The organism is Altererythrobacter sp., from assembly GCF_050299635.1.
Lineage (GTDB): Bacteria > Pseudomonadota > Alphaproteobacteria > Sphingomonadales > Sphingomonadaceae > Erythrobacter.
Genome location: NZ_JBNKWF010000017.1, coordinates 1 through 16,172, shown reverse-complemented (window position 1 = coordinate 16,172; position 16,172 = coordinate 1). Strand labels below are relative to the sequence as shown.

Sequence of the window (16,172 nt, the reverse complement as noted above, 5' to 3'; positions counted from 1 at the left end):
GTTCGTCAGTCCGTTTCCAAATCGGACACCGGCTCGTCAGCCGATGTGCGAATAATCTCCAACTCGGCCGCCGTTGCGGCCTTGCGTCGCCCGAATGTCTTCAGGCGTTCGTTCATCATGGCGAGCTGTTCGCGTAGCCGTGCCTGTTCGGCAAAAGCACCTTCAGGATCCTCGTCGAAACGTGCGGTGGCAGCCGCCATAGCGGATTCCAGCGCAGGTTTTTCAACCAGCAGCGAAACAGCTTCGGCCAATTCCTCGCGCGCATCTACCGGGTTGGAGCCTTCTCTCAGGAAAGCATAGCGATTTCGATCCGGTGGGGCAGGTAGGCCTTGCGCGACTGATATGGCTGTTCCTTCGCGCGAATCAAGCGTTTCCGACACCTCAAACAGAGATTCGACCAGTTCTGTGGTTTTCGGGTCGAGTCGTGCGAGCCTGCCGAGAGTCTCGGAATGCCTCGCAATCTCTTCCGGAAAGCGCAGGAAACCGTGGATTATGGCGCTGGTTAACGCATCGCGCGCGCCGCCTCGCAAGGCCCTGGCGAGCTTTGCCGCTGCCTCGCTAGACAGCGGCGTAATTGGCGCAACGCGCGGAGCGCCGCGCTTCCAATCGCGCTTTTCGCGTGGAGGGAAGGCGAAATCGGAGAATCGCTGGAGCAATTCGCGCTTGTAGAGCGCGCGGATATCCGGGTGCTGGATCGTGTCGGTATGGTCGATCAGCCGTTGCTTGAGGCCCGCCTTGTCTTCAGGTGTGCGCAACGGTTGTGCGTCGCGCTCGAACTGCCACAGCGTATCGAGGAGCGAAGCAGGCTCAACCAACAGAGCCTCCATTGCCTTCACGCCCTTCTGCTTGAGTAGATCGTCCGGATCGAGCCCGGCCGGCAGCCGCACAATCGAGAGGGTCTTGCCTGGGCGCAGCATGGGCAGGGCGCGCGCAATCGCACGCATCGCGGCGCGCTGGCCGGCATTATCGCCATCGAAACACAGCACCGGCGCATCGACCATCCGCCACAGCAGTTCGATCTGCGTCTCGGTCAGCGCGGTGCCGAGCGGAGCGACTGCATCTTCGATCCCGGCGTTGGCGAGCGCGATCACGTCCATGTAGCCTTCGACCACAACAAGGCGGTTCGTCTGGCGGCTAGCAGGTCCGGCGCGATGAAGATTGTAGAGCGTGCGCCCCTTGTCGAACAATGGCGTATCGGGCGAATTGAGATACTTCGCGACCCCGTCACGGCTCTCGAGGATACGGCCGCCAAAGGCGATCACTCGTCCGCGCGCATCCTGGATCGGCAGCATCAAGCGATCGCGGAAACGGTCGTAAGGGGCCTTGTCATCGACAGAGATCAGCAGCCCGCCTTCGACCAGCATCGGCTCTTCGAAACTGGACAGAGCGCCCTTCATCGCGACCTTGCTGTCTGGCGCATAGCCGAAGCCGAATTGCTCGACGATCCTGCGGCTGAACCCGCGCGTTCGAAGATATTCGCGTGCCTTGTTTCCGCCATCGTCATGGAGGTTCTCGACAAACCAGTTTTGCGCCGCCTCCATCACGTCGACAAGCGATGCACGCTTTTCCGCGCGTTGGGCCTCGCGCGGGTCGGGGCGGGGCACTTCCATCCCCGCTTCGGCGGCCAATTCCTTGACTGCATCCATGAAGGGCAGACCGCGCTGGTCGGTCATCCAGCGGATCACGTCGCCATGCGCGCCGCAGCCGAAGCAGTGATAAAAGCCTTTCTCGTCAGAGACGGTGAAGCTGGGCGTCTTCTCGTTGTGGAAGGGGCAGCAGGCTTTCCATTCGCGCCCCGCACGCTGGAGCTTGGTCGTGCGCATGATGACGCTCGAAAGCGTCACGCGCGCGCGCAATTCATCCAGCCATTGCGGAGATAGGGCCATGTGATTTCAATGCGCCGCACGGACGCACGTTTCAAGCGAAGCTGTGGACCAATCTGTGCGTGAACTCAGCTCAGAGCCGCTTTTACCAGCCCGCTGGCCAATCCCATGTCGAGCACGGCGCCGTGACGCTTCTTTAGTTCGCCCATGACGCGGCCCATATCCTTGATCGAATCGGCACCGATTTCGGCCTTCACGGCATCGATCGCGGCCCTGGTCTCGTCCTCACTCATCATCTGAGGGAGGAACTCCTCGATAACCGCCAACTCGCCCTTTTCCTGGTCGGCCAGTTCCTGACGCCCGCCATCTTCATACATGGTGATCGATTCGCGGCGCTGCTTGGCCATCTTCTGCAGCACCTCGATGACGAGATCGTCGTCATTGTCCGGCGCCTTGCCAGTGCGCGCTTCGATATCGCGGTCCTTGATCTTGGCGCCGATCAGGCGAAGCGCTGCGGTACGCGGCTTGTCGCCCGCTTTCATGGCAGTGATTGTGGCGGCTTTGATTTCGTCGCGCAGAGCTGTTTGGGGCATTGAATACGTATCCCTTGGTTTGGCTTTCGCGCGTCAGATAGGGATTGTGCCCCGATTAGTCGATATTTCCGTAATCGCGCAGTTGACGGGACATGGTCGGATGGCTAGCGGCTGAGACTTAGCGACATTGCTGGAAACCCAATCGAACGGAGCGCCAAAATGGCTTCTGCCGCCTCTACTCCTGCGCAGCCCAAGGGCGCGACGGGAGTCCTTGTTCTGGCCGATGGATCGGTGATCTGGGGTAAGGGATTCGGCGCGACTGGCGATGCGGTGGGCGAGGTGTGCTTCAACACCTCGATGACCGGCTATCAGGAAGTGATGACGGATCCCAGTTACGCCGGGCAGATCGTCACCTTCACCTTCCCGCATATCGGCAATGTCGGCGCGAACCCCGAGGATATCGAAAGCCAGGTGGAAGGCGCCGTGGGATGCGTGGTGCGCGAGGAAGTGACGGCGGCGAGCAATTTCCGCAGCCAGGAGACATTCACTCAATGGCTGGTCGAGAACGGCAAGATCGGTCTGTCGGGGGTCGATACGCGTGCGCTGACTCGCCGTATTCGCCTTTCTGGCGCGCCCAATGCGGTGATCGCGCATGAGCCGAGCGGCGAGTTCGATCTCGACACGCTGCTCGCCAAAGCGCAAGGCTGGCCCGGGCTGGAGGGAATGGACCTGGCGAAGGTCGTCACCCGCGATGCGCAAGAGGCTTGGACAGGCAGCTATTGGCAACTCGGGCATGGATACGGCGAGGCCGGGCAGGATGGCCGTCCGCATGTCATTGCGATTGACTATGGTGCGAAGGACAACATCTTCCGCAATCTCGTGAAGGCGGGCGCAAAGGTAACGGTGGTTCCTGCGAGGACCTCGCTGGAAGATGTGCTGGCGCTGGAGCCGGCGGGCGTGTTCCTATCGAACGGGCCGGGCGATCCGGCGGCGACGGGCGAATATGCCGTGCCGGTGATCAAGGGGCTTCTTGAACGCGATGTGCCGCTGTTCGGAATATGCCTCGGCCACCAGATGTTGGCGCTGGCGGCGGGGGCCAAGACGGTCAAGATGTTCCAGGGCCACCGCGGCGCCAACCATCCCGTGCAACGCGTGGGCGAGGGCTGGGGCGAGACGACGGGGCTCGTCGAGATTACCAGCATGAACCACGGATTCGCGGTCGATGCCGATACGCTCCCACCCGAAGTCGAGCAGACGCATGTTTCGCTGTTCGATGGGTCGAACTGCGGCATCAGCATCAAGGGCAAGCAGGCCTTCGGCGTGCAATACCACCCCGAAGCCAGCCCCGGCCCGCAGGACAGCTTCTACCTGTTCGAGAAGTTTGTGGGGATGTTGGGGTGAGTCCGCTGTTTGGAGGCATTATCACTGTCGCTATTGTCGTATTGGGTGCATTGGCAATTATGGTGAGTTTGCGAAGAAACTCGAGAATGATCGAAGCATTTGACGAGCCAGAGCTCGGTGAATTGTCAGCGTGTTTCGATAACCGACGGGTAGAGTGGGCCAAGAAGGAACTTGAGAAAAGAGGCTGGCGGTTCGTGGAGAGCACTCCCGCACCAAACTTTCGAGGCAAAACAATTGTTCTGTTTCACAAGACGGAATCCGGTGAACCCATCAAATCAATTCTCCATTTCTTGAATCGGAAACTCCAACTTCCGGTCGGAAAGTGGGAACTTTCTCGCGCTCCGAAAGGCGACGCTGACTAATGCCCAAACGTACTGACATCTCCTCGATCCTCGTCATTGGCGCTGGCCCGATCATCATCGGCCAGGCCTGCGAGTTCGATTATTCCGGCACACAGGCGATCAAGGCGTTGAAGGAAGAGGGGTACCGGGTGATCCTGGTGAACTCGAACCCGGCAACGATCATGACCGATCCCGAGTTCGCCGATGCGACCTATATCGAGCCGATCACGCCAAGATCATCGAGAAGGAACGGCCGGACGCGGTGCTGCCGACGATGGGCGGGCAGACTGCGCTCAACTGCGCGCTCGACCTCGCCAATATGGGCGTGCTCGAAAAGTTCGGCGTGACCATGATCGGCGCCAATGCGGATGCGATCGACAAGGCGGAGAACCGCCAGCGTTTCCGCGAGGCGATGGACAAGATCGGCCTCGAAAGCGCGCGCAGCGGCGTCGCCAACACCCTCGACGAAGCACATGCGGTGCTTGAGCGCACCGGGTTGCCCGCGATCATCCGCCCCAGCTTCACGCTCGGCGGCACGGGCGGCGGCATCGCCTATAACAAGGCCGAGTTCGAGCGCATCGTGCGCGAAGGGCTCGACGCATCGCCAACCACCGAAGTGCTGATCGAGGAATCGCTGCTCGGTTGGAAAGAATATGAGATGGAGGTCGTGCGCGATCGTGCCGACAACGCCATCATCATCTGCTCGATCGAGAATGTCGATGCGATGGGTGTTCACACCGGGGACTCGATCACCGTTGCCCCCGCGCTGACGTTGACCGACAAGGAATACCAGATCATGCGCAATGCCAGCATCGCTGTGCTGCGCGAGATCGGCGTCGAGACGGGCGGATCGAACGTGCAATTCGCGGTCAATCCGGCGGACGGCCGCCTGATCGTGATCGAGATGAACCCGCGCGTTTCGCGCAGTTCGGCGCTGGCCTCCAAGGCCACCGGCTTCCCCATCGCGCGCGTCGCAGCCAAGCTGGCGGTCGGCTACACGCTCGACGAGATCACCAACGAGATTACCGGCGCAACTCCGGCCAGCTTCGAGCCGACCATCGATTATGTCGTGACGAAGATCCCGCGCTTCGCCTTCGAAAAGTTCAAGGGTGCGAAGGCTGAGCTTGCCACTGCGATGAAATCCGTCGGCGAAGTCATGGCGATAGGCCGCAATTTCCAGGAAAGCGTGCAAAAGGCACTGCGCGGGCTGGAAACTGATCTCGACGGGTTCAACCGCGTGACCGAGCTGGAAGGGGTGGCGAAGGATGTTGTCACCGCCGCGCTCAGCAAGCGTACGCCTGACCGTCTGCTGAAGGTGGCGCAGGCATTCCGCGCCGGGCTGACGGTCGAGGAAATCCAGCCCATTACTGGTTACGATCCGTGGTTCCTGCGCCAGATCGAGCAGATCATCGAAGCGGAAAAGCGGGTTTCCGAGCATGGCCTGCCGAATGACGCGGCCGAGCTGCGCAAGCTCAAGGCGATGGGCTTTTCCGACAAACGCCTCGCCACGCTGGCAGTTCGTTCGGTCGGGGTCGCCGGTGGTCTTGCTGAAACGCAGGCGCGCCGCAGCGGTTTGCTGCACGATGCGCTCAAGGTCATGGCAGGGGCGACCAGCGAGGATGAAGTACGCGAATTGCGCGCCAAACTGGGCGTCCGCCCGGTATTCAAGCGGATCGACAGCTGCGCCGCCGAGTTCGAGGCAATCACGCCCTACATGTACTCGACCTATGAGGCCCCGACATTCGGTGAGCCTGAATGCGAAGCCGCACCGTCCGGTCGCAAGAAGATCGTGATCCTTGGTGGCGGGCCAAACCGGATCGGGCAGGGCATCGAGTTCGACTATTGCTGCGTCCACGCCTGCTTCGCGCTTGATGAGGTTGGCTATGAAACCATCATGGTCAACTGCAATCCGGAGACCGTATCGACCGATTACGATACGTCCGACCGGCTTTATTTCGAGCCGCTGACGGCGGAAGACGTGTTGGAAATCCTGCGGGTCGAACAGCAAAACGGCGAGTTGGTGGGCGTGATTGTGCAGTTCGGCGGGCAGACCCCGCTCAAGCTGGCACAGGCGCTGGAAGATGCGGGCATCCCGATTCTTGGTACTTCGCCAGATGCGATCGACCTTGCGGAAGATCGTGAACGCTTTGCCAAGCTGGTGGACAAGCTCAAGCTCAAGCAGCCGGACAATGGCATCGCCTATAGCCGCGACGAGGCCGCCGCCGTGGCCGCGCGGATCGGCTATCCGGTGCTGCTCCGCCCCAGCTACGTGCTGGGTGGCCGGGCGATGGAAATCGTCGATTCCGAAGCACAGCTCGATGACTATATCCGCACGGCGGTGAATGTATCGGGCGAAAGCCCGGTGCTGGTCGACCAATATCTCCGCGATGCGATCGAATGCGATGTCGATGCGCTTTGCGATGGCAGCGAAGTGCGCATCGCCGGCGTGATGCAGCATATCGAGGAGGCTGGTGTCCATTCGGGTGACAGCGCCTGCACCCTGCCGCCCTATTCGCTGCCGAAGAGCACGATCGAAGAGATGGAGCGCCAGGCTGAAGCTCTGGCCAAGGCGCTCAATGTCGTGGGCCTGATGAACGTCCAGTTCGCGGTGAAAGAGGGGCCGGACGGGCAGGAGGTCTATCTGATCGAGGTCAATCCGCGTGCAAGCCGCACGGTGCCATTTGTCGCCAAGGCTATCGGGCAGCCCGTGGCGAAGATTGCCGCGCGGGTGATGGCGGGCGAGAAGCTGGCTGCGTTCGAACCCTTCAAGCGTGACTTGCCTTACATGGCTGTGAAGGAAGCAGTGTTCCCGTTCACCCGCTTCCCCGGTTCAGATCCGGTACTTTCGCCCGAGATGAAATCGACCGGCGAAGTGATGGGAATCGACCGCGATTTCGACGCCGCATTCTTCAAGGCGCAGCTCGCGGCCGGCATGCTCCTGCCAAAGGGTGGAACAGCCTTCGTCTCGGTCAAGAATACCGACAAGGCGCATATCGTCCCGGCCGTTCGCCTGCTGGTCGAACAGGGGTTCGAAGTCATCGCCACGGGCGGCACGCAGGCCTATCTGGCCGAGCAAGGCCTGCCGGTCGAACGCGTGAACAAGGTGGCCGAAGGGCAGCCGCATATCGTGGACAAGATCATCGACGGAGAAATCGCGTTGATATTCAACACCACGGAGGGTTGGCAGAGCCTGCTGGACTCAAAATCGATCCGCGCATCGGCGCTGGAAGCCAAGGTGCCATACTATACGACAGCCGCCGCTTCGCTTGCTGCAGCAAACGCAATTCGTGCAGTAAATGCAAGTAAGCTTGAAGTCCGGTCGATGCAGGACTATTATAGCTGAACACGATCTGGCGTTTTCCCGACATTTCGACCTACTGAAGCCGCTTCGGCAGATGCGGTGCTGATCGAAATGACCCTCCATCCGGAGGGTATAGCGAAGGCGCGCCGAAGGAAGGTTAGGATGGCTACAATGGAAAAGGTTCCGATGCTGGCAGAGGGTTACGAGCGGTTGACCGCCGACCTCAAGGTGCTGCGCGCGGAACGCCCGAAAATTGTCGATGCGATCGAGGAAGCTCGCGCGCATGGCGACCTTTCGGAAAACGCCGAATACCACGCAGCGAAAGAGCGGCAGGGGCAGGTCGAAGCGCAGATCGCCGAGCTTGAGGACAAGGTCAGCCGCGCCCAGATCATCGATCCGGCCTCGCTTTCGGGCGACAAGGTAGTGTTCGGCGCTACGGTCACTTTGCTTGATGAAGACGACAAGCCGGTGAAGTACCAGATCGTTGGTCAGACCGAAGCTGATGCAGGCAAGGGACGGATTTCCTACAATTCGCCGATTGCCCGCGCGCTTATCAGCAAGCAGGTAGGCGACGAGATCGAGGTTACCGTTCCCTCAGGCGACAGGTTCTACCTGGTCGACAAGATCGAGTTCATCTGAATCGGGCAAGGCGTTCAGGTGAGCGCCTTCTCCATCGCGTAATTGTGGATCGCCACGCCGTCGAGATCGAAGTCCCGGCGGTGTGAAGCCGTGTATCCGGCGCGCTCGAACGCAGGCCGCGCCAGTTCGCTCGCTTCGGTGTAGAGACGGGTGATCCCGCTCGAACGTGCGTGCGCATCCGCCGCTTCCAGCAAACGGACCGCCAGCCCGCGCCGTGTGTGATCGGGGTGGCAATAGAGATGGTCGAGATGGCCGTCAGGCTCAAGCAGCGCATAGGCGACCGGATCATCATGGTCGTCGCTCGCCAGAATGATTGTCGCGCCGTCCGCCGCACGTTCACGAAATCGCTCAGCACGCGGGTGACGGGCCGACCATGCTGCGACCTGCTCCGGCGAATAGGCATGCGGGCCGATCGTTTCAATCGCGGAGCGGATCACCGTAGCCAAGGCTTCGGCATCCGCATCGCGGAAAGGGCGCAACACATATCGCATCACTGCCTCTGCCCTGACGTTCAATTGCCCGGCGTCAGCAACTTGTGCAGGTGGACGACAACATATTTCATCTCGGCATCGTCGACTGTACGCTGCGCATTGGCGCGCCAGGCATCGACTGCTTCTTCATAATTGCTGAATACGCCGACAACATGGATGCTTTCCGGGTCGAGAAATTCCAGCGTGCGCGGGTCCTTGACCCTGCCGCCCATAACCAGGTGGAGCAATTGTTTGGTTTCGGTTTCTTCCATCGAGGTGGCCTTTCTGTCCGGGGAGAGGAGATTGCCGCGCACATATAGATTGCGGCCAGACAGGCAAGCCCGGCGTGCATTAGGGGCCCGCAGTGTGGATCGCGCTAGCTGGTAAAATGGGTGCGCAGATCGCGAACGGCACGCTCTGTCTTGCGCGAGACCCTGCGTTTGGCCGAGCGGGTCCGGTCGGCGGCAGTACTGGCAAGATGGGCGGCCTCGCGTCGTACGGTGCGCCTCTTGTCATCAAGCGCATCGCCCAGGTCTTCCAGCTTGTCCTGGCCCTGGGTTGCTGCCTCTCCAGCTTTCTCCAGCATCGACACACCATAGGCGATCGCTGCATCGGCCACCAAGGTAGCGAGCTTGCCGCCGCGCCTGGTCAATTGACGGCCGGGCTTGGTCATGGCTCCAATCACAAGGCCGATTGCGATTGCGCCGCCCAGCGTCGCCAGCGGATGCTTCTTCACGAACTCCGTCGCGCTTTCGGCGGCATCACGAGCGGCCTCCGCCAGGTCGCGGGCCGCATGCCTGCGTTCACCGGCTTCGATCTTCTCGCGTAGTTCATCACGCTTGGCATCGGGGGTCATTCTTGCTTCCTTATTCCAGCGACCTGCACCGTCAGATGCCGCCGCTTATTCTTCCTGCCCGTATGTTTCGCCAACCTCAGGATCGCTTTCGATCAATTCCTCCTCATCGGCTGCGAATAGCGACAGGATAGGATTGCGAGCGAACCAAAGCACGACTGCGCCAAGCAAGGCCGCCAGCACGCCGCGATTGTTGTCTGCAGTATCGCCGGCGCGTTCCAACACGTCCTTCGCGCCTTCGCCGATATTGCCCAGCACCCGCTCACCAAGGCTCTTGCTGGTGAAGTCCTGCCTGAGCTGCGCGACATCGGCTTCGAGCAAGGCCCGCGCCGAGTTCCGTATCGCGCGATCTTCGCGCATTTGCTGCCGCAGATCGCTCATTGTCGATCACCCTTGGACGCATCACCTCTGAACGCGTCACCAATCTCGCGCGTATGGCGCCGCATCAAAAGCAGCATGATCGCAGCGCCAGCCAGCAGGACACCGGTGACGATAGCTGTGGCGCCCCATGCGGTTACATGGGGGGTGAGGGCGAAAAGCGCCCCCACGACCAGCCCGATCAGAGCAAGATGGACGAAACCAAGCGCGAAAAGCCCCAGCAGCGCGGCGGACTTGCCGCGATCGGCAGTAAAGGCCAGGCGCGATTTCTGGAACGCGAACTCGGCCTGGGCGTAGGTCTTGCCGTCATCGACGAAGGCGGCGATTTCGTCTGCCAGACCAGGGGGCGGGGTAGCGGGCACGCTCTCTTCAGCGGGCTGCTCAATCGAGCTCCCGTCGTCACTTTCCTGCCGTGCATCGGGCAGGTCTTCGTCCCGCATTGCCTACCCCCCTGAAGGTTTCACTTAGCCGCGCTTGCCAGTGAACATTCGCGCGAACAGGAAACCGACGATTGCGGCAATACCGATCGCTGTCCCCGGGCTCTTGCGAACAAACTCGCGCGCGTCCTCGCCAATCTCCTCAACGCTCTTGGCATCAAGCTTGGCAGAAGTTTCCTGCAGCGAACGCGATGCGCGGCGCGCATAGTCGCCATATTGCTCACCGAAACGGTTATCGAGTTCACCTGCCGTATCGGCCACGACCTTGCCGAGCGACGCGATCGCATCGCTTGCCTTGGCCTTGCCTTCGACAGCCAACTCACCAGCCTTGGTCTTGGCTTCCGCGCCGTAGGCTTTCGCTTCGGTCATCAATTCACCCCCTTTGCTACGGGCCTGTTCACGATAAGCGCCGGCGCGATCGCCGGCTTCAGCCTTCAATGCGGCTGCACCAGCCTTGGCTTCTTCGAGTGCGGCGTTGAAGCGGCTCTTGGCTTCTGCCTTGTTGTCTACGGTCTCTGTCACCTTGGTGGCCTCCTTCTTGGCTGCAGGCTTCCGCGGTTTGGCGGTCTTCTTGGCGGTAGTAGCGGCCTTTGCCATAATTTCGTCCTTTGCCGTCCGTGGCTACGTATTCTTCTAGCCAAACATCAAGTTTGGCCCACTTTGTTGCAACGCAACTTGCGCCTCAATGTTCCGGCGCATACAGGGCGCCGAACACTTCCTATTTGGTGGTGTCTTAACATATTACAACACCCAGATCCCGGAGCACTTCAAATGACCGCGATTATCGACATCCACGGCCGAGAAATTCTTGATAGCCGAGGCAACCCGACTGTGGAAGTCGATGTGCTACTGGAAGATGGCAGTTTCGGGCGGGCCGCAGTTCCTTCTGGCGCGTCAACCGGCGCGCATGAAGCGGTCGAGCTGCGCGACGGCGACAAGACCCGCTACAAGGGCAAGGGCGTGCTGAAGGCTGTCGATGCGGTCAATGGCGAGATTTCGGATTGCATCCTGGGTCTCGACGCCGAGGATCAGCGCGACATTGATCTGGCGATGATCGATCTCGACGGAACGCCCAACAAGGGCCGGATCGGTGCGAATGCGATCCTGGGTGTCAGCCTGGCGGTCGCCAAGGCTGCGGCGAATGCGCGCGGGCTTCCGCTCTATTCCTACCTTGGCGGGGTGGCCGCGCATGTCCTGCCGGTGCCGATGATGAACATCATCAACGGCGGCGAACATGCCGACAATCCGATCGATATCCAGGAATTCATGATCATGCCGATCGGGGCCGAAAGCCTTGCCGATGCCGTGCGCTGGGGTTCCGAGATATTCCACACGCTGAAGAGCGGTCTTTCGGCCAAGGGCCTTTCCACATCCGTTGGAGACGAGGGCGGATTCGCGCCCAATCTGGCCAGCACACGCGATGCGCTGGACTTCATCATGGCTTCGATCGAGCAGGCCGGTTTCACGCCGGGTGAGGACGTTGCACTGGCGCTCGATTGCGCCTCGACAGAATTCTTCGCCGATGGCCGCTATGACATGGCGGGCGAGGGTACTTCGCTGACCAGCGAAGAGATGGCTCGCTATCTCGCCGATCTTTGCGCCAGCTACCCGATCCGCTCGATTGAAGACGGGATGGGTGAAGACGATCTGGAAGGTTGGAAGATCCTGACAGACATGATCGGTGACAAGGTTCAGCTGGTGGGTGACGATCTGTTCGTGACCAACCCTGAACGGCTCGCGATGGGGATCGAGAAGGGCCTGGCCAACTCGCTGCTGGTCAAGGTCAACCAGATCGGTTCGCTGACCGAGACGCTGGCTGCGGTCGAGATGGCGCATCGGGCGGGCTACACCTCGGTGATGAGCCACCGTTCGGGCGAAACCGAGGATTCCACGATTGCCGATCTGGCGGTCGCTACCAATTGCGGGCAGATCAAGACTGGCTCGCTCGCCCGGTCCGATCGTTTGGCGAAGTACAACCAGCTTATCCGTATCGAGGAAGAGCTGGGCGCAAGTGCGCGCTATGCCGGATGCGACTGCTTCGGCCGCTTGTAAGGGGCAAGGTTTCAGCCTTCGGGCCGGCCGAATCCGACTTGGATCACATTTTCGGCGGAAGGCGGTTGTGGCGCCTTGAACGCCGCTCCCGTCGTATGTGAGATCGCGTCGAAATAGGCTTCCATCTGCGAAACGCCGCGACTGGACAGCCGCACGAGCACCCTGCGCTGGTCGAACAAATCCTGCTCCCGGATGATCAGCCCAAGGTCATACAGATCGCCCAATCGACGCAATGCCGTCGTCGGGGCTACGGCCGAGCCTATGCAGGCGCTGGAAACGGACACAGTCTTGCCGCTTGCGTATGCGACGTAGAGATCGAGCAGGATATCCCATGCGGGCTCCCGAAACAGCTCCGCATCTTCGAAGATTTCGGTGCGCTTGCGGCGCTCGTCATAGTAGCGCCGGGCGAGTTGGAGATAGCGCTCCTGGTGCGAATGCCCGTCCAAAGTGCGACCGTTGGGACTTGAGCTGCTTTCCAGACTTGCCTGGCGGACCTGCATGGCGAGGCGGGCCAATTGTTCGGCAATCGCGCTCAGTTTCGCCTGCTGCTCCATTTCGGATCGGATAGTGCACCGGTATGGAGCTGCTGCCTATCCGGGGAACTACCTAGGGTTTAAGCAAGGCGAGCTCGACTTTCCCATGGCCTCTGCGGATCAGGCCGATCTGTTCCGCCGCCGCTCGGCTCAGATCGATCATGCGGCCTCGCGCAAACGGTCCGCGATCATTGATCCTGACGACCACGGACCGACCATTTCGGGGATTGGTTACTCGGACCAGACTGCCGAAAGGCAAGGTGCGGTGCGCCGCCGTAAGCGCATTCATATCGAACCGTTCGCCGCTGGCGGTGCGACGGCCATGGAACTTGCGCCCATAATACGAAGCCATACCGCTACCGAGTTGTTGCCCGACCGTCTCGAACGGGATTTCCAGGCTGGTGATATCCACCGCACCGTCAACCGGGATATAGGCTGGAGGATCTTCGTCGAAGGGCGCGAACTCCAGCGCGAATCGTGGTTGCTGAACGCCTTCGGCATCCTCGGCCAGACTGGCCGAAGGGCCCGTCAGCAGGACTATCGGCACGATGGCATGGAGCCAAAGCCGCTGGTGGGGCAGAATCCGTCCCATCCCGATTTCATACCCTGTGACAAGTTAATGAAGCAAATTCGCGCCATGCGTCTCGGCTCGCAAATCGGGAAATACGGCGCAAGCGGTTGTTTTTGAGCGGTGAACCGCAAAGCAAATGGGGCCGGCATTGCTGCCGACCCCACTCTCACCAACGCGTGGGCTACTCTTCTGGCGAACCTTCCGAGGAGCACTTGGCGTCCGATGTCTCACCTCCAAACGGGTTGGAGGGTTTCGTCACCGGCGCTCGCGCCGGCATCCGGTTCCGTCTTTCGGTGGTTTCAGCTCTTCCAGGCCGAAGCCCTTCCGTGCCGCACCTTCCTTCCGGCGGTACCGAGACCAATCATCCATGATGGCTGTCTCTCTCAAGCGGACGGATTTGAACCGAAGCTCTCTTCCTTCCATCGATCGACTGCCGAACGATCAGCCTTTCCGGTAGAAATGCTATCGCGTTCTCCTCAAACAACCCGACTTGCTTCCAGCCTGAACTTTCCGCATGTCTGGTCTCAAAGCCCGCGTGGACAGTTTCCACCGCGTCGGAATTTCTTAAAACCTCTTAAAAATCAACTCGTTAGAGCCAGATTTCCAGGGAGGTTTTCGTCCCTTCCGATGTTTTGAGACTGCGCCGTAACGGTGAGTCGTTCAAGGTTGGCAAGGGCGACTTTTCCACTTTTCCCCAAATCGCTTGTGGACGAGAGTGGATAACTCAACAGCTCGTCGCAAAGATTTGGCGGCACCCAGAAACTCAGCCCCGATCGCGCTTCGCCAGCAGCTTCAAACGCGTCATTTCCTGTAATCGCGCTGCGCCAAAAGGCGTAGACGCAGGGCGTTGAGCTTGATGAAGCCTTCGGCATCCTTCTGGTCATAGGCGCCGGCATCGTCCTCAAAGGTCACATGCGCTTCCGAATAGAGCGAGTTCGCGCTCTTGCGGCCGACCACGCTGGCCAGCCCCTTGTAGAGCTTCATGCGCACGGTGCCTGAAACCTTTTCCTGACTGAGGTCGATCGCGGCCTGCAGCATCTCGCGTTCGGGCGCGAACCAGAAGCCGTTATAGATCAGCTCGGCATAGCGCGGCATCAGCTCGTCCTTCAGATGCGCCGCACCACGATCGAGCGTGATCTGCTCGATGCCCCGATGCGCGGCGACATAGATCGTGCCGCCCGGCGTTTCATACATGCCGCGGCTCTTCATGCCCACGAAGCGGTTCTCGACCAGGTCGAGCCTGCCGATGCCATGCTTGCGACCCAGCTCGTTGAGCGCTGTCAGCAGCGTAGCCGGGCTCATCGCTTCGCCATTCAGCGCAACGCCATCGCCCTTTTCAAAGTCGATCGTGACATATTCCGGCTCGTTCGGCGCGTCTTCCGGGTTCACCGTGCGCGAATAGACATAGTCGGGCGTCTCTTCCCACGGATCTTCCAGCACCTTGCCTTCAGAGGAAGTGTGGAGGAGGTTCGCGTCGCAGGAGAAGGGGCTTTCGCCGCGCTTGTCTTTGGGCACGGCGATCTGGTGCGCTTCAGCCCAGGCGATCAGCGAGGTGCGCGAGGTGAGGTCCCATTCGCGCCAGGGGGCAATCACCTTGATATCGGGATCGAGCGCATAGGCGCTGAGTTCGAAGCGCACCTGGTCATTGCCCTTGCCGGTCGCGCCATGGGCAACCGCATCGGCGCCCGTCTCATGCGCGATCTCGACCAGTCGCTTGGAGATCAGCGGACGCGCGATCGAGGTACCAAGCAGATAGTCGCCTTCATATTTCGCATTGGCGCGCATCATCGGGAAGACGAAGTCGCGCACGAATTCCTCGCGCAGATCCTCGATGAAGATGTGCTTGTCCGGGATGCCCATATTGCGCGCCTTGGCCCGCGCGGGTTCGATCTCTTCGCCCTGTCCCAGATCGGCGGTGAAGGTCACCACTTCATAGCCGCGCTCAACCTCAAGCCATTTGGCGATGACGGAAGTATCGAGGCCGCCGGAATAGGCGAGGACAACGCGTTTGATATCGGACATGGTTTCTACCCTGGAATTGCTGGCGCGCCGGTATCAGCGCAGGCGCGGCACTGCAATGAAGAACCGCTTTGGATGCGCCAAGCGGCATGGCGGTTCAGCGGCCGATTATCACCCCGCGAAATCCTACAGGATAGAACACATGGAACAGGGTCCAAAGGCAAAACCGCCATTGCGTGAACCTGGGTGCGAAAACTGTGACCCTTTGCCGCAAAGTGTAACTCTGGCGGGCGGAACTGTGACCCTGTTGAACGAATGTGTGACTGTACGGCGCGCGCAGTGTCAGCCTTGGGCGGCGCTGCGTGAAAGTTTCGATCTCGTCATGCTGAACTTGTTTCAGCATCCATTTCTCGGCCAGCGAAAACATTGCCTTTGGAGGAATGGACCCTGAAACTAGTTCAGGGTGACGCGGGTTTGGAAAGCTGGGGACGCAATCAAAGTTCATCCGCCGTTTCTACCGCGCGGTGTACGAGTAGGAAAATCCCGCCCCATTCGTCATTCCCGCGTCCTTCGACAGGCTCAGGATGAGCGGGAACCCAGCGAGATAAGTAACACACCGTCATTGCGAGGCGCGTTAGCGACGAAGCAATCCAGTGCCGCAGTCGGTGCGAATTGGATTCACGCAGAGAACGCGGAGAAGCAGAGTGCGCTGAGAGAGACTAAAATCAGGCAAGACCCCTCAGGCCTTTGCGTGAGGAATTAAATGCACTGTCACCGTAATTTGGTCACCGTAATTTGTCTCGGAACTCCGGGAATATGATTGTGCAGCCATCAGCACATATTCGGCTACCGTTATCATTCTTCTAACTCGCCTTTAGAAC

The 16,172-nt window shown here is 60.3% G+C and carries 15 protein-coding genes and 1 pseudogene; 5 read left to right on the top strand and 11 right to left on the bottom strand.

From position 1 onward, the window contains the following. Positions 1–5: 5 nt before the first annotated feature. Positions 6–1,886: a DNA primase gene (gene dnaG, locus ACQY6C_RS10085; protein ID WP_427968347.1), complete on the bottom strand. Its 1,881-nt coding sequence runs from the start codon at positions 1,884–1,886 to the stop codon at positions 6–8. Positions 1,887–1,951: 65 nt separating this feature from the next. Further along, positions 1,952–2,416: a GatB/YqeY domain-containing protein gene (locus ACQY6C_RS10080; protein WP_427968345.1), complete on the bottom strand. Its 465-nt coding sequence runs from the start codon at positions 2,414–2,416 to the stop codon at positions 1,952–1,954. Positions 2,417–2,575: 159 nt separating this feature from the next. On the opposite strand from ACQY6C_RS10080, the gene carA reads away from it, so the two are divergent. The 4 genes and pseudogenes from carA (at position 2,576) to greA (ending at position 8,038) form a co-directional block, all read left to right on the top strand. Beyond that, a complete protein-coding gene (gene carA, locus ACQY6C_RS10075) occupies positions 2,576–3,757 on the top strand; it encodes a glutamine-hydrolyzing carbamoyl-phosphate synthase small subunit (protein WP_427968343.1) in 1,182 nt (393 codons plus the stop codon). Positions 3,758–3,843: 86 nt separating this feature from the next. After that, positions 3,844–4,119, top strand: a complete 276-nt coding sequence (locus ACQY6C_RS10070) for a hypothetical protein (RefSeq protein ID WP_427968341.1) — start codon at positions 3,844–3,846, stop codon at positions 4,117–4,119. Next, a pseudogene (gene carB, locus ACQY6C_RS10065) lies at positions 4,119–7,441 on the top strand (carbamoyl-phosphate synthase large subunit). Before ACQY6C_RS10070 ends, carB begins: the two are co-directional and overlap by 1 nt. 120 nt (positions 7,442–7,561) lie before the next feature. Beyond that, positions 7,562–8,038, top strand: coding sequence for a transcription elongation factor GreA (gene greA, locus ACQY6C_RS10060; RefSeq protein ID WP_427968339.1), 477 nt, complete (start codon positions 7,562–7,564; stop codon positions 8,036–8,038). Positions 8,039–8,052: 14 nt separating this feature from the next. On the opposite strand, the gene ACQY6C_RS10055 is transcribed toward greA, so the two are convergent. The 6 genes from ACQY6C_RS10055 to ACQY6C_RS10030 form a co-directional block, all read right to left on the bottom strand. Continuing rightward, positions 8,053–8,520, bottom strand: a complete 468-nt coding sequence (locus tag ACQY6C_RS10055; protein ID WP_427968446.1) for an N-acetyltransferase family protein — start codon at positions 8,518–8,520, stop codon at positions 8,053–8,055. Between the two features lie 29 nt (positions 8,521–8,549). Then, positions 8,550–8,780 carry a DUF4170 domain-containing protein gene (locus ACQY6C_RS10050; protein ID WP_427968337.1) on the bottom strand — a complete coding sequence of 77 codons (231 nt, stop codon included), beginning with the start codon at positions 8,778–8,780 and terminating at the stop codon, positions 8,550–8,552. 104 nt (positions 8,781–8,884) lie between these two features. Next, a complete protein-coding gene (locus ACQY6C_RS10045; protein ID WP_427968335.1) occupies positions 8,885–9,364 on the bottom strand; it encodes a hypothetical protein in 480 nt (159 codons plus the stop codon). A 45-nt stretch (positions 9,365–9,409) separates the two neighbouring features. Next, complete coding sequence (locus tag ACQY6C_RS10040; protein ID WP_427968334.1) at positions 9,410–9,742, bottom strand: hypothetical protein; 333 nt, start codon at positions 9,740–9,742, stop codon at positions 9,410–9,412. Continuing rightward, the gene (locus ACQY6C_RS10035) at positions 9,739–10,179 is read right to left on the bottom strand and encodes a phage holin family protein (protein ID WP_427968333.1); all 441 of its coding nucleotides are present in this window, start codon (positions 10,177–10,179) and stop codon (positions 9,739–9,741) included. The genes ACQY6C_RS10040 and ACQY6C_RS10035 overlap by 4 nt, the downstream gene beginning before the upstream one ends. A 24-nt stretch (positions 10,180–10,203) precedes the next feature. Beyond that, complete coding sequence (locus tag ACQY6C_RS10030) at positions 10,204–10,773, bottom strand: hypothetical protein (RefSeq protein WP_427968332.1); 570 nt, start codon at positions 10,771–10,773, stop codon at positions 10,204–10,206. A 174-nt stretch (positions 10,774–10,947) separates the two neighbouring features. On the opposite strand from ACQY6C_RS10030, the gene eno reads away from it, so the two are divergent. Then, a complete protein-coding gene (eno, locus tag ACQY6C_RS10025; protein WP_427968331.1) occupies positions 10,948–12,228 on the top strand; it encodes a phosphopyruvate hydratase in 1,281 nt (426 codons plus the stop codon). Positions 12,229–12,239: 11 nt separating this feature from the next. Here eno and ACQY6C_RS10020 read toward each other — a convergent pair whose 3' ends face one another. The 3 genes from ACQY6C_RS10020 to ACQY6C_RS10010 form a co-directional block, all read right to left on the bottom strand. Continuing rightward, complete coding sequence (locus ACQY6C_RS10020) at positions 12,240–12,782, bottom strand: MarR family transcriptional regulator (protein WP_427968329.1); 543 nt, start codon at positions 12,780–12,782, stop codon at positions 12,240–12,242. Positions 12,783–12,834: 52 nt separating this feature from the next. Next, entirely contained in the window at positions 12,835–13,311 is a 477-nt protein-coding gene (locus tag ACQY6C_RS10015) for a septal ring lytic transglycosylase RlpA family protein (RefSeq protein WP_427968444.1), read from the bottom strand. Between the two features lie 822 nt (positions 13,312–14,133). Beyond that, on the bottom strand, positions 14,134–15,354 hold the full coding sequence (locus ACQY6C_RS10010) for an argininosuccinate synthase (RefSeq protein WP_427968327.1): 1,221 nt from the start codon (positions 15,352–15,354) through the stop codon (positions 14,134–14,136). Positions 15,355–16,172 lie beyond the last annotated feature (818 nt).